This is a genomic window from Cellulomonas sp. GTC20042 (genome assembly GCF_055389595.1).
This window is the reverse complement of record NZ_AP043678.1, coordinates 2379414-2394237: the sequence shown is the minus strand read 5'-3', so window position 1 is coordinate 2394237 and position 14824 is coordinate 2379414. Positions and strand designations below refer to the sequence as shown.

Below are 14824 nucleotides of genomic sequence, written 5' to 3'. Positions count from 1 at the left end.
ACCCGGGTCGTGAGGACGGTGCTGATGCCCGCGACACCCCACGGTGCCCCCGCCGTGACGGAGCGGACCGCCTCCGGGCTGTACGACCCGGCCGCGGAGCACGACGCCTGCGGCTTCGCCTTCGTGGCGACGCTGCGCGGCACCCCCGGCCGCGACATCGTCGACGCCGGCCTGACCGCGCTGCTCAACCTGGACCACCGCGGCGCGGTCGGCGCCGAGGAGAACTCCGGCGACGGCGCCGGCATCCTCACGCAGATCCCGGACGCGTTCCTGCGCGACGTGGTCGACGCCGAACTGCCGCCGGTCGGCCGCTACGCGATCGGCATGGCCTTCCTGCCGTCCGGCGAGGACGAGCGCGCCGCCGCCGTGCGCGCGGTCGAGGCCATCGCCGCCGAGGAGAAGCTCGACGTGCTCGCCTGGCGCGACGTGCAGGTGACCGCCGACCTGGTCGGCCCCACCGCCCGCGCCTCGATGCCGTTCTTCCGCCAGCTGGTCGTGGCCGACCCGTCCCGCGAGCTCGCGGGCGTCGACCTGGACCGCCGGGCGTTCCGGCTGCGCAAGCGTGCCGAGCGCGAGCTCGGGATCTACTTCGCCTCCCTGTCGGCCCGCACGCTCACCTACAAGGGCATGCTGACCACCGGGCAGCTCGAGCCGTTCTTCGCGGACCTGTCGGACCCGCGCTACGCCTCCGAGCTCGCCCTGGTGCACTCGCGCTTCTCCACCAACACCTTCCCGTCCTGGCCGCTCGCGCAGCCGTTCCGGATGGTGGCGCACAACGGCGAGATCAACACCGTGCGCGGCAACCGCAACTGGATGGCCGCCCGCGAGGGCACCCTCCAGCACGAGCTGCTGGGCGACCTGTCGCCGCTGCTGCCGGTGTGCACCCCGGGCGGCTCGGACTCCGGCTCCTTCGACGAGGTGCTCGAGCTGCTGCACCTCGCGGGGCGGTCGCTGCCGCACGCCGTGATGATGATGATCCCGGAGGCGTGGGAGAACCACGCCCAGATGGACCCGGCCCGCCGCGCGTTCTACGAGTACCACGCCACGCTGATGGAGCCGTGGGACGGCCCGGCGGCCATGTCCTTCACCGACGGCACCCTGATCGGCTCCGTGCAGGACCGCAACGGCCTGCGCCCCGGCCGGTTCTGGGTCACGGAGGACGGCCTGGTCGTGATGGCCTCCGAGGCCGGCGTGCTCGACCTCGACCCCGCGACGATCGTCCGCAAGGGCCGCCTGGAGCCGGGCCGGATGTTCCTGGTCGACACCGGCCAGGGCCGGATCGTCGAGGACGACGAGATCAAGGCGCAGCTCGCCGCGCAGCGTCCCTACGCCGAGTGGGTGCGCGAGAACTCCGTGTACCTGGAGCAGCTGCCCGAGCGCGAGCACATCGCGCACTCCACCGCCTCCGTGCGCCGCCGCCAGCGCGCCTTCGGGTACACCGAGGAGGAGCTCAAGGTCATCCTGACCCCGATGGGCGCCACCGGTGCCGAGCCGCTGGGCGCCATGGGCTCCGACACCCCGGTCGCGGTGCTGTCCAGCCGCCCGCGCCTGCTGTTCGACTACTTCACGCAGATGTTCGCGCAGGTCACCAACCCGCCGCTGGACGCGATCCGCGAGGAGCTCGTCACCTCGATCGGTGGCGCGATCGGCCCGGAGCCGAACCTGCTCGAGGACACGCCGCTGCACGCCCGCAAGCTCGTGCTGCCGTTCCCGGTGCTCGACAACGACGGCCTGGCCAAGATCGTCAAGGTCGACCGCGACCCCGCGATGGCCGGGATCTTCCGTGCGGTGATCGTGCGCGGCCTGTACAAGGTCGACGGCGGCGGCGAGGCGCTGGAGCAGCGCCTGGAGGAGATCTTCGCCCAGGTCGACCAGGCGGTCGCCGAGGGCGTCAGCTTCATCGTGCTCTCCGACCGGGACGGCGACGCCGACCGCGCCCCGATCCCGTCGTTGCTGCTGCTGTCCGCCGTGCACCACCACCTGCTGCGCCGGCACACCCGCACGCAGGTGTCGCTGGTGGTCGAGGCCGGAGACGTCCGCGAGGTGCACCACGTCGCGCTGCTGATCGGCTACGGCGCCGCCGCGGTCAACCCGTACCTGGCGATGGAGTCCGTCGAGGACCTCGCCACCTCCGGCTACCTGGCGGGCGTCAGCCCGGAGCAGGCGGTGAAGAACCTGATCAAGGCGCTGGGCAAGGGCGTGCTCAAGGTCATGTCCAAGATGGGCATCTCCACCATCGCCTCCTACCGGGGCGCGCAGGTCTTCGAGGCCATCGGCCTGTCGCAGGCCCTGGTCGAGCGCTACTTCACCGGCACCACCAGCCGGCTCGGCGGCATCGGCCTGGACGTCGTCGCGGCGGAGGTCGCCGCGCGGCACGCCGACGCCTACCCGGCCAGCGGCAACCGCCTGGCGCACCGTCGCCTCACCACCGGCGGCGAGTACCAGTGGCGCCGGGACGGCGAGGACCACCTGTTCGACCCCGAGACGGTGTTCCGGCTCCAGCACTCCACCCGCACCCGGCAGATGGACGTGTTCCGCTCCTACACCGCGCGGGTCAACGACCAGTCCGAGCGCCTGATGACGCTGCGCGGCCTGCTGACGTTCAAGGACGGCGCGCGCACCCCGGTCCCGATCGACGAGGTCGAGCCGGTCAGCGAGATCGTCAAGCGGTTCTCCACCGGCGCGATGTCCTACGGCTCCATCTCGATGGAGGCGCACGAGACGCTGGCCATCGCCATGAACCGGATCGGCGCGAAGTCGAACACCGGTGAGGGCGGCGAGGACCCGGAGCGCCTGCACGACCCCGAGCGCCGCTCCGCGATCAAGCAGATCGCGTCGGGCCGTTTCGGCGTCACCAGCGAGTACCTGACCTTCGCCGACGACATCCAGATCAAGCTCGCCCAGGGCGCCAAGCCCGGCGAGGGCGGTCAGCTGCCCGGCCCGAAGGTGTACCCGTGGGTCGCGCGCACCCGGCACTCGACGCCCGGCGTCGGCCTGATCTCGCCGCCGCCGCACCACGACATCTACTCGATCGAGGACCTGGCGCAGCTGATCCACGACGCCAAGAACGCGAACCCGAAGGCCCGGATCCACACCAAGCTCGTCTCCGAGTTCGGTGTCGGCACCGTGGCCGCCGGTGTCGCCAAGGCGCACTCCGACGTGGTGCTGATCGCCGGCCACGACGGCGGCACCGGCGCGTCCCCGCTGACCAGCCTCAAGCACGCGGGCACCCCGTGGGAGATCGGCCTGGCCGAGACCCAGCAGACCCTGGTGCTGAACAACCTGCGCGACCGCGTGGTGGTGCAGGTCGACGGCCAGCTCAAGACCGGTCGCGACGTGGTGGTCGGCGCGCTGCTCGGCGCCGAGGAGTTCGGCTTCGCCACCGCGCCGCTGGTGGTCTCGGGCTGCATCATGATGCGCGTCTGCCACCAGGACACCTGCCCGGTCGGCGTCGCCACCCAGAACCCCGAGCTGCGCGAGCGGTTCACCGGCAAGCCCGAGTTCGTGGTCACGTTCTTCGAGTTCATCGCGCAGGAGGTGCGCGAGATCCTCGCCGAGCTGGGCTTCCGGACCCTGCTGGAGGCCGTCGGCCGCGTCGAGCTGCTCGACACCCGCGCCGCCGTGGACCACTGGAAGGCGGAGGGGCTCGACCTCTCGCCGGTGCTCGCCCTGCCCGAGCCGGTCCCCGGGTCCTCCCTGCACCACGTGCACGACCAGGACCACGGCCTCGACCGCGCGCTGGACAACCAGTTCATCGCGCTGGCGTCCGACGCCCTGGAGGACGCCCGCCCGGTGCGGATCGAGCTGCCGGTGCGCAACGTCAACCGCACCGTCGGCACCATGCTCGGCCACGAGGTCACCCGCCGGTACGGCGGCGAGGGCCTGCCGGACGGCACGATCGAGGTCGTGCTCACCGGCTCCGGTGGCCAGTCCTTCGGCGCCTTCCTGCCGCGCGGCATCACGCTGCGCCTGGAGGGCGACGCCAACGACTACGTCGGCAAGGGCCTGTCCGGCGGCCGGATCGTGGTCCGCCCGGACCGCAACGCCGTGCTGAGCGGCGAGCACAACGTGATCGCCGGCAACGTGATCGGCTACGGCGCCACCTCCGGCGAGATGTTCCTGCGCGGGGTGGTCGGCGAGCGGTTCGGCGTGCGCAACTCCGGCGCGACGCTGGTCGTCGAGGGCGTGGGCGACCACGGCTGCGAGTACATGACCGGCGGCACCGTCCTGGTGCTCGGCCGCACCGGCCGCAACTTCGCGGCGGGCATGTCCGGCGGCAGCGCCTTCGTGCTCGACCTCAAGCGCGAGCGCGTCAACGTGCAGTCCCTGGAGTCCGGCGAGCTCGGCCTCGACCCGCTGGACGACGAGGAGATGGCGCTGGTGCTCGACCTGCTGCACCGGCACCTGGACGAGACCGGCTCCCGCGTGGCCGCCGAGCTGCTGACCGACCCCGAGGGCACCCGCGCCCGGCTCACCCGTGTGCAGCCCCGCGAGTACGCCCGCGTGCGCGTCGCCCTGGCGCAGGCCGAGGCCGACGGGCTCGACCCGACCGCACCCGGTGTGTGGGAGAGCATCCTGGAGGTGGCACGTGGCTGACCCCCGTGGGTTCCTGAAGGTCCGCGAGCGGGAGCTGCCCGCCAACCGGCCGATCGCCCTGCGCCTGATGGACTGGCGCGAGGTGCACGAGCACCGCTCCGTGCAGACCGACCCGGACGCCGCCGTGCTGCTGCACACCCAGGCCGGCCGCTGCATGGACTGCGGCGTGCCGTTCTGCCACAACGGCTGCCCGCTGGGGAACCTCATCCCCGAGTGGAACGACCTGGTGTGGCGCGGCCAGTGGGCCGAGGCGATCGAGCGGCTGCACGCGACGAACAACTTCCCGGAGTTCACCGGGCGGATCTGCCCGGCGCCGTGCGAGTCGGCCTGCGTGCTCGGCATCAACCAGCCGGCGGTCACGATCAAGAACGTCGAGGTCTCGATCATCGACGAGGCCTTCGACCGCGGGTTCGTGGTGCCGCAGGTGCCGCAGCGGCTCACCGGGCACACCGTCGCGGTGGTCGGCTCCGGCCCCGCCGGCCTGGCGGCCGCCCAGCAGCTCACCCGGGCCGGTCACACCGTGGCCGTCTACGAGCGGGACGACGCGATCGGTGGCCTGCTGCGCTACGGCGTGCCGGACTTCAAGCTCGAGAAGCGGCACATCGACCGCCGCCTGGAGCAGATGGAGGCCGAGGGCACCCGGTTCCGCGCCGGCGTCGAGATCGGCCGTGACCTCACCTGGGCGCAGCTGCGCGCGCGCTACGACGCCGTCGTGGTCGCCACCGGCTCGACCGTCCCGCGCGAGCTGCCGCTGCCCGGGCGCGAGCTGGCCGGCATCCACCCCGCGATGGACTACCTGCACCGCTCCAACGCGCAGGTCGCGGGCAAGCCGGTCGCCGACCCGATCGACGCCGCCGGCAAGCACGTGATCGTGATCGGCGGCGGCGACACCGGCTCCGACTGCGTCGGCACCGCCCTGCGCCAGGGCGCCGCCTCGGTGACCACCCTCGCGATCGGCAAGAAGCCGCCGACCTCGCGCCCGGCCTCCCAGCCGTGGCCGACCGACCCGGTCGTCTTCGAGGTCTCCTCCTCGCACGAGGAGGGCGGCGAGCGCGCGTTCCTGGCGTCGACCGTCGCGTTCCTCGGCGACGAGGACGGGCAGGTGCGCTCCCTGCGCCTGGCCACCACCGAGTACCTGCCGGACGGCCGTCGCGAGCCCACCGCGGGCACCGAGCGCGACGTCCCCGCCGACCTGGTGCTGATCGCCATGGGCTTCACCGGCCCGGAGACCGCCGAGCTGGTCGAGCAGACCGGCGTCGACCTGACCCGGCGGGGCACCGTGGCGCGGGGCGACGACTTCGCGACCTCCCAGCCCGGCGTGTTCGTCGCCGGCGACGCGGGGCGCGGCCAGTCGCTCATCGTCTGGGCCATCGCCGAGGGGCGTGCGGCCGCGGCCGCGGTGGACACGTACCTCACCGGCGCCACCGAGCTGCCGGCCCCGGTCGCCGCGGGGACGGTCGCGCTGCGCGCCTGAGGTGGTCGCGCGGGTGCGGACGCGTGCCGCGCGGGCGCGGTGCACGCGCGACGGCGAGGACGTAGGTCCCGCAGATCGGACGGCGCGGGGTGGGTGCACACGCATCCGCCCCGCGCCGTCGGCGCGTCCGGGTGGACGCGGTGAGGGCGGGGCAGCGGCTCCTGCGTAGACTTCGTCCGACGGGGACGTCCGGACCCGCACGTCGCGGCGACCGGCGCAACCGTCCGCACGCACGCACCGACCCGCACCGATCGTCAGGACCTCGACAGGGCGCGCCGCCCGTCGGGACGTTCGGCACCGGGACCGACCATCACGAAAGGCCTAGGCTGTTCCCCATGCGTAGAGCGAAGATCGTCTGCACCATCGGCCCCGCCACGGAGTCCGCCGAGCAGATCCAGGCCCTTGTCGACGCCGGGATGGACGTGGCGCGTCTGAACCGCAGCCACGGCGACACCGAGGTGCACCAGCGCGTGTACGACAACGTGCGCGCGGCGGCCAAGGCCTCTGGCCGCTCGGTCGCGGTGCTTGTCGACCTCCAGGGGCCGAAGATCCGTCTGGGCCGCTTCGTCGAGGGCAAGCACTACCTCGAGGTGGGCGACACCTTCACGATCACCACCGAGGACGTCCCGGGCACCAAGGAGCTCGTCTCCACCACCCACAAGGGCCTGCCGAACGACGCCCGCGTCGGCGACCCGCTGCTGATCGACGACGGCCGTGTGCTGGTCCGCGTCACCGCCGTCGAGGGCCCGCGCGTCGTCACCCGCGTCGAGGTCGCCGGCCCGGTCTCCAACAACAAGGGCATCAACCTGCCCGGTGTCGCCGTGTCCGTCCCCGCCATGTCGGAGAAGGACGAGGAGGACCTGCGCTGGGCCCTGCGCACCGGCGCGGACATCATCGCCCTGTCCTTCGTCCGCAACGCCGCCGACTACGACGACGTCCGCCGGATCATGGAGGAGGAGGGCCGGGTCGTCCCGGTCATCGCCAAGGTCGAGAAGCCGCAGGCCGTCGAGGCCCTGGCCGAGATCGTGGACGCCTTCGACGGCATCATGGTCGCCCGTGGCGACCTGGGCGTCGAGCTGCCGCTCGAGCAGGTGCCGCTGGTCCAGAAGCGCGCGGTCGAGATGGCCCGTCGCATGGCCAAGCCGGTCATCGTCGCCACCCAGGTGCTCGAGTCCATGACCAACAACCCGCGCCCGACCCGCGCCGAGACCTCCGACTGCGCCAACGCGGTGCTCGACGGTGCCGACGCGGTCATGCTGTCCGGCGAGACCAGCGTGGGCGAGTACCCGATCGAGACGGTCCGCACCATGGCCCGGATCATCGAGGCCACCGAGGAGCTCGGTCGCGAGCGCATCGCGCCGCTCGGCTCGACCCCGCACACCCGCGGTGGTGCCATCACCCGTGCCGCCGCCGAGATCGGCGAGACCCTGGGCGTCAAGTACCTGGTCACCTTCACGCAGTCCGGTGACTCGGCCCGCCGCATGTCGCGGCTGCGCTCCTCGATCCCGCTGCTGGCCTTCACCCCGCAGACCTCGGTCCGCAACACCCTGTCGCTGAGCTGGGGCACGCAGACCTACGAGGTGCCGCAGGTCGAGAGCACCGACCAGATGGTCGCGCAGGTCGAGTCCACGCTCCGCGCGCAGGGCCTGGCCGAGGTCGGCGACTACGTCGTCGTCGTCGCGGGCACCCCGGTCGGCGTGGTGGGCTCCACCAACTCGGTCGTCGTCCACAAGATCGGTGACGAGGCCACGGGCCGCATCGCCTGACGCAGCACGCTCTCCTCGAGGGCCCCCGTGACCACCCGGTCACGGGGGCCCTCGCGCGTGCGGTGACCGTCGGTGGCGGCCTCGGGACCGACGGCCCTGGTGAGCGCACAGCGTGGCGTGGTCCGATGGCGGACATGAGCCACCGTCTGCTGCGCACCCTGACCACCGCCGCCGCGATCGGGGTCGGCTACGCGCTGCTCCGTCAGCAGTCGCTGCGCTGGGGCGCCCGCCAGGACGAGGTGGCGCGCACCCTGCCCGGCGACGACCGCCTGCCGCACGCCGACCTGGTCGCCACCCGCGCGATCACCGTGCACGCCACCGCGCAGGACGTGTGGCCGTGGCTCGCCCAGCTCGGGCAGGGGCGGGGCGGCTTCTACACCTACGACGCCCTGGAGAACCTGGTCGGCCTCGGCATCCACAGCGCCGACCGGATCGTCCCGGAGTGGCAGCAGATCGCGGTGGGGGACCGGGTGCACCTCGCCGAGCAGGTAGGCCTCGAGGTCGTGCACGCTGATCCCGGGTCCGCCCTCGTCCTCGCCGGTGGTGTGCCGATGTCCGAGGCCGAGGACTCCATGCCCTTCGACTTCGTGTGGTCCTTCGTGCTGCGCCCGGGGCCGGTGGAGGGCAGCACGCGGCTGGTGGTGCGCGAGCGCTACGCCTTCCTGCGTCCCTCGGCGCGTCCCGTCGTCGAGGTGGCCGAATGGATCAGCCTGCTGATGTCCACCGGCATGCTCCGCGGCATCCGTGACCGCGCCGAGGCCTCCCGCGCCTGAGCCGACGCGCCGATCCGCCGTGGTGGTGGGACGGTGGGAGGACAGGCGACCCGCCGGGGCCGCCGAGATCGAGGGGAGCGGGCGTGGACGGCGTGCAGGTGCTGACCGAGGGGTTCGGACGGCTGGACGACCTGGTGCGGCGTGCCGTCGCAGGCCTGACCGAGGACCAGCTCGCCGAACGGGTGGGTCCGGAGGCCAACACGATCGCCTGGCTGCTCTGGCACCTGGCCCGGGAGCAGGACGCCCAGGTCGCCGCGCTGTCCGAGAACGCCGAGGTCTGGACCGCCGACGGGTGGGCCGCCCGCTTCGGCCTGCCGCTGGAGGACGCCGAGCACGGCTACGGGCACACGCCCGAGCAGGTGGCCCTCGTCCGGGCGCCGGCGGACCTGCTCGTCGGCTACGCCCACGCCGCCACCGCGGCCTCGCTCACGTACGTGCGCTCCCTGACCGACGCCGCGCTGGACGAGGTGGTCGACCCCCGCTGGGACCCGCCGGTGACCCGGGGCGTGCGCCTGGTCAGCGTCCTGGACGACGCGGTGCAGCACGCCGGTCAGGCAGCGTTCGTCCGCGGCCTGCTGCGCGCCCGTCGCCCCTGATGACGGGCGGGTGACCGCCGAGTTGACGTCGGGCGAAACGTCCGCGTAATGTTCTCCGAGTCGCCCCGCCAGGGAGGAACGGACAACGCGGATCGAACCGTGGTGGCTGGTCCCGGGGAGCGGCCACTCCCTGTAGCATCGTGTGGCGCATTTCGGTGTGCCCGGTACGGTGCGTGCTGGGATGGCATTTGTTGGTTGTTTTCTTTCCGGTGAAACGGTGGGAAACGGGCCGGGAAATGTCTGGTAGGATTGAATGGCAGCCTCCGGTGCGAAGCGGTGAGAGCCGTTGAGCGGGGATGCGCGTCTGTTCTTTGAGAACTCAACAGTGTGCCTAGTAGTTGATGCCAAGATGGTTCATCGCTCGGGTGGTCTTTCCCGTTCGGGGAGGGTTGCTTCAAGTGGTGGGTCTTGGCTTTGACTGAGGACTGACCTCTACTTCCGTCGGGGTTGGTTCTCATAATCAAGCCGAATTTGACTGATCCGTCATCGCCAGCGGTGGTGGGTCGTTTCGTGTGTCGGTGGATCGCCTGCTTCGGTGGGTGGTTGCCATGTAGACATTTACGGAGAGTTTGATTCTGGCTCAGGACGAACGCTGGCGGCGTGCTTAACACATGCAAGTCGAACGGTGAAGGTGGAGCTTGCTTCGCTGGATCAGTGGCGAACGGGTGAGTAACACGTGAGTAACCTGCCCCTGACTCTGGGATAAGCCTTGGAAACGAGGTCTAATACTGGATATGTGACGTTCAGGCATCTGATGCGTCTGGAAAGATTTATCGGTCAGGGATGGGCTCGCGGCCTATCAGCTTGTTGGTGGGGTGATGGCCTACCAAGGCGACGACGGGTAGCCGGCCTGAGAGGGCGACCGGCCACACTGGGACTGAGACACGGCCCAGACTCCTACGGGAGGCAGCAGTGGGGAATATTGCACAATGGGCGCAAGCCTGATGCAGCGACGCCGCGTGAGGGATGAAGGCCTTCGGGTTGTAAACCTCTTTCAGCAGGGAAGAAGCGCAAGTGACGGTACCTGCAGAAGAAGCGCCGGCTAACTACGTGCCAGCAGCCGCGGTAATACGTAGGGCGCAAGCGTTGTCCGGAATTATTGGGCGTAAAGAGCTCGTAGGCGGTTTGTCGCGTCTGCTGTGAAAACTCGAGGCTCAACCTCGGGCTTGCAGTGGGTACGGGCAGACTAGAGTGCGGTAGGGGAGACTGGAATTCCTGGTGTAGCGGTGGAATGCGCAGATATCAGGAGGAACACCGATGGCGAAGGCAGGTCTCTGGGCCGCAACTGACGCTGAGGAGCGAAAGCATGGGGAGCGAACAGGATTAGATACCCTGGTAGTCCATGCCGTAAACGTTGGGCACTAGGTGTGGGGCTCATTCCACGAGTTCCGTGCCGCAGCAAACGCATTAAGTGCCCCGCCTGGGGAGTACGGCCGCAAGGCTAAAACTCAAAGAAATTGACGGGGGCCCGCACAAGCGGCGGAGCATGCGGATTAATTCGATGCAACGCGAAGAACCTTACCAAGGCTTGACATACACCGGAAACTTCCAGAGATGGTTGCCCCGCAAGGTCGGTGTACAGGTGGTGCATGGTTGTCGTCAGCTCGTGTCGTGAGATGTTGGGTTAAGTCCCGCAACGAGCGCAACCCTCGTCCTATGTTGCCAGCACGTGATGGTGGGGACTCATAGGAGACTGCCGGGGTCAACTCGGAGGAAGGTGGGGATGACGTCAAATCATCATGCCCCTTATGTCTTGGGCTTCACGCATGCTACAATGGCCGGTACAAAGGGCTGCGATACCGCGAGGTGGAGCGAATCCCAAAAAGCCGGTCTCAGTTCGGATTGGGGTCTGCAACTCGACCCCATGAAGTCGGAGTCGCTAGTAATCGCAGATCAGCAACGCTGCGGTGAATACGTTCCCGGGCCTTGTACACACCGCCCGTCAAGTCACGAAAGTCGGTAACACCCGAAGCCGGTGGCCCAACCCTTGTGGGGGGAGCCGTCGAAGGTGGGACTGGCGATTGGGACTAAGTCGTAACAAGGTAGCCGTACCGGAAGGTGCGGCTGGATCACCTCCTTTCTAAGGAGCTTCTGACATCGCCCCTGATGCTGTAGTGGCTCAGGGGGGTGTGCAGAGACCATGCTCAGGCCGTTCGCGTCTGGGGTGGTGCTCATGGGTGGAACATCAACTACGGTGACTCGTTTCGGGTCGGCGCCGCGTCAGTACCCCGCTTCGGTGGGTGGAACCTCGCATAGTCGGTCAGGGGATGGGTCGCTCAGGCACGCTGTTGGGTCCTGAGGGAACAGCCCGCTTTGGGGTGTTGCTTCTGACGGGTCCGGTCGGTCGGTCGAACCGCCCACCAGCTCACCGCGAGGTGAACGGTGTTGGGTAGGCGCTGGCGTAAGGTCGGGGATCGTTCGTTGTTTGAGAACTGTACAGTGGACGCGAGCATCTTTTGAAGTATTGTCTTTGTGGTCAAGTTTTTAAGGGCACAGGGTGGATGCCTTGGCACTAGGAGCCGAAGAAGGACGTTGTAGCCTGCGATAAGCCTCGGGGAGTTGGCAAACGAACCGTGATCCGAGGATGTCCGAATGGGGAAACCCCGCACGAGTCATGTCGTGTGACCCGCACCTGAATATATAGGGTGTGTGGAGGGAACGCCGGGAAGTGAAACATCTCAGTACCGGCAGGAAGAGATATTCCGTGAGTAGTGGCGAGCGAAAGCGGATCAGGCCAAACCGTATGCGTGTCAAGCCGGCAGGCGTTGCGTGTGCGGGGTTGTGGGACCTTTCAGTTGATTCTGCCGAGTCAGCAGGGAGTCAGAAAGTCGTGTCATAGTCGAAGGGCATTGAAAGGCCCGGCACAGAGGGTGGTACCCCCGTAGACGAAATGGCATGGCCTCCCGAAGGGGATCCCAAGTAGCACGGGGCCCGAGAAATCCCGTGTGAATCTGGCAAGACCACTTGCTAAGCCTAAATACTACCTAGTGACCGATAGCGGACAAGTACCGTGAGGGAAAGGTGAAAAGTACCCCGGGAGGGGAGTGAAATAGTACCTGAAACCGTGTGCCTACAATCCGTCGGAGCCTCCCTAGCAGGGGTGACGGCGTGCCTTTTGAAGAATGAGCCTGCGAGTTAGTGGTACGTGGCGAGGTTAACCCGTGTGGGGAAGCCGTAGCGAAAGCGAGTCCGAATAGGGCGATACAGTCGCGTGCTCTAGACCCGAAGCGAAGTGATCTAGCCATGGGCAGGTTGAAGCGCGGGTAAGACCGCGTGGAGGACCGAACCCACCTGGGTTGAAAACCGGGGGGATGACCTGTGGTTAGGGGTGAAAGGCCAATCAAACTTCGTGATAGCTGGTTCTCCCCGAAATGCATTTAGGTGCAGCCTCGCGTGTTTCTTGCCGGAGGTAGAGCTACTGGATAGCCGATGGGCCCTACCAGGTTACTGACGTTAGCCAAACTCCGAATGCCGGTAAGTGAGAGCGCGGGAGTGAGACTGCGGGGGATAAGCTCCGTAGTCGAGAGGGAAACAGCCCAGACCACCAGCTAAGGCCCCTAAGCGTATGCTAAGTGGGAAAGGATGTGGAGTTGCACAGACAACCAGGAGGTTGGCTTAGAAGCAGCCACCCTTGAAAGAGTGCGTAATAGCTCACTGGTCAAGTGATTCCGCGCCGACAATGTAGCGGGGCTCAAGTATACCGCCGAAGCTGTGGCATTCACACAACAGTTCAGCCTTCGTGGTTCAGACGTGTGGATGGGTAGGGGAGCGTCGTGTGGCGGGTGAAGCTGCGGGGTAACCCAGTGGTGGACGCCACACGAGTGAGAATGCAGGCATGAGTAGCGAATGACGGGTGAGAAACCCGTCCGCCGAATGACCAAGGGTTCCAGGGCCAGGCTAATCCGCCCTGGGTAAGTCGGGACCTAAGGCGAGGCCGACAGGCGTAGTCGATGGACAACGGGTTGATATTCCCGTACCGGCGAAGAACCGCCCATACCGAGCCCGGTGATGCTAAGCGCCCGAGCCCACGCACCGCTTCCTTCGGGGAGCACCGTGTGGGGGAGCGCGTGACCCGATCCGGTAGTAGGTAAGCGTATTAACAGGAGTGACGCAGGAAGGTAGCCCAGCGTGGCGATGGTAGTCCACGTCCAAGGCCGTAGGGTGAGTGGTAGGCAAATCCGCCACTCGTGAAGCCTGAGAACCGATGGTGACAGCGTATGCTGGATGATTGGGTGATCCTATGCTGCCGAGAAAAGCTTCGACGCGAGGTTCTAGCCGCCCGTACCCTAAACCGACTCAGGTGGTCAGGTAGAGAATACTAAGGCGATCGAGTGAATCGTGGTTAAGGAACTCGGCAAAATGCCCCCGTAACTTCGGGAGAAGGGGGGCCTGAAACGTGAACCGGCTTGCCCGGGGCAGCGTGGAGGGCCGCAGAGACCAGGGGGAAGCGACTGTTTACTAAAAACACAGGTCCGTGCGAAGTCGCAAGACGATGTATACGGACTGACGCCTGCCCGGTGCTGGAAGGTTAAGAGGACGGGTCAGCCGCAAGGCGAAGCTCAGAATTTAAGCCCCAGTAAACGGCGGTGGTAACTATAACCATCCTAAGGTAGCGAAATTCCTTGTCGGGTAAGTTCCGACCTGCACGAATGGCGTAACGACTTCCCCGCTGTCTCAACCGCGAACTCGGCGAAATTGCACTACGAGTAAAGATGCTCGTTACGCGCAGCAGGACGGAAAGACCCCGGGACCTTTACTATAGCTTGGTATTGGTGTTCGGTGCGGCTTGTGTAGGATAGGTGGGAGACTGTGAAGCCGGCACGCCAGTGTCGGTGGAGTCAACGTTGAAATACCACTCTGGTCGCTCTGGATATCTAACCTCGGTCCGTGATCCGGATCAGGGACAGTGCCTGGTGGGTAGTTTAACTGGGGCGGTTGCCTCCTAAAATGTAACGGAGGCGCTCAAAGGTTCCCTCAGCCTGGTTGGCAATCAGGTGGCGAGTGCAAGTGCACAAGGGAGCTTGACTGTGAGACTGACAGGTCGAGCAGGGACGAAAGTCGGAACTAGTGATCCGGCGGTGGCTTGTGGAAGCGCCGTCGCTCAACGGATAAAAGGTACCCCGGGGATAACAGGCTGATCTTGCCCAAGAGTCCATATCGACGGCATGGTTTGGCACCTCGATGTCGGCTCGTCGCATCCTGGGGCTGGAGTAGGTCCCAAGGGTTGGGCTGTTCGCCCATTAAAGCGGTACGCGAGCTGGGTTTAGAACGTCGTGAGACAGTTCGGTCCCTATCCGCTGCGCGCGCAGGAAACTTGAGAAGGGCTGTCCCTAGTACGAGAGGACCGGGACGGACGAACCTCTGGTGTGCCAGTTGTTCCGCCAGGAGCACGGCTGGTTGGCTACGTTCGGAAGGGATAACCGCTGAAAGCATCTAAGCGGGAAGCCTGCTTCAAGATGAGGTTTCCACGGACCTTCGGGTCTGAGAGGCTCCCGGCTAGACCACCGGGTAGATAGGCCGGATGTGGAAGGCAGGACTAACGACTGCCGCAGCTGACCGGTACTAATAAGCCGACAACTTCACCACAACACTTTTTGATGTGTCGCGTCCACTGTGCGG

General features: G+C 67.3%; 5 protein-coding genes and 2 rRNA genes. All 7 read left to right on the top strand.

Annotation, left to right across the window (positions count from 1 at the left end):
• Positions 1–24 precede the first annotated feature (24 nt).
• The 7 genes from gltB to ACZ5HG_RS11120 all read left to right on the top strand — a co-directional run bounded on the left by gltB (position 25) and on the right by ACZ5HG_RS11120 (position 14791).
• Entirely contained in the window at positions 25–4596 is a 4572-nt protein-coding gene (gltB, locus tag ACZ5HG_RS11150) for a glutamate synthase large subunit (protein WP_464176187.1), read from the top strand.
• Positions 4589–6070 (top strand): glutamate synthase subunit beta, encoded by a 1482-nt coding sequence (locus ACZ5HG_RS11145; RefSeq protein WP_464176185.1) that lies wholly within the window; start codon positions 4589–4591, stop codon positions 6068–6070. The genes gltB and ACZ5HG_RS11145 overlap by 8 nt, the downstream gene beginning before the upstream one ends.
• Before the next feature lie 335 nt (positions 6071–6405).
• Entirely contained in the window at positions 6406–7836 is a 1431-nt protein-coding gene (gene pyk, locus ACZ5HG_RS11140) for a pyruvate kinase (protein ID WP_464176183.1), read from the top strand.
• Positions 7837–7970: 134 nt separating this feature from the next.
• Positions 7971–8609 carry an SRPBCC family protein gene (locus ACZ5HG_RS11135; protein WP_464176181.1) on the top strand — a complete coding sequence of 213 codons (639 nt, stop codon included), beginning with the start codon at positions 7971–7973 and terminating at the stop codon, positions 8607–8609.
• Between the two features lie 83 nt (positions 8610–8692).
• Positions 8693–9205, top strand: coding sequence for a mycothiol transferase (locus ACZ5HG_RS11130; RefSeq protein ID WP_464176179.1), 513 nt, complete (start codon positions 8693–8695; stop codon positions 9203–9205).
• A gap of 557 nt (positions 9206–9762) precedes the next feature.
• Positions 9763–11285: ribosomal RNA gene (locus ACZ5HG_RS11125) — 16S ribosomal RNA — on the top strand.
• Positions 11286–11679: 394 nt separating this feature from the next.
• A 23S ribosomal RNA gene (locus tag ACZ5HG_RS11120) occupies positions 11680–14791 on the top strand.
• Together the 16S and 23S rRNA genes form the textbook arrangement of a ribosomal RNA operon.
• Positions 14792–14824: the final 33 nt, after the last annotated feature.

Bases quoted from the DNA above. Each gene is read 5' to 3' on its own strand.
- pyk (WP_464176183.1), top strand. From the start codon at position 6,406: ATGCGTAGAGCGAAGATCGTCTGCACCATCGGCCCCGCCACGGAGTCC.
- ACZ5HG_RS11135 (WP_464176181.1), top strand. From the start codon at position 7,971: ATGAGCCACCGTCTGCTGCGCACCCTGACCACCGCCGCCGCGATCGGG.
- gltB (WP_464176187.1), top strand. From the start codon at position 25: ATGCCCGCGACACCCCACGGTGCCCCCGCCGTGACGGAGCGGACCGCC.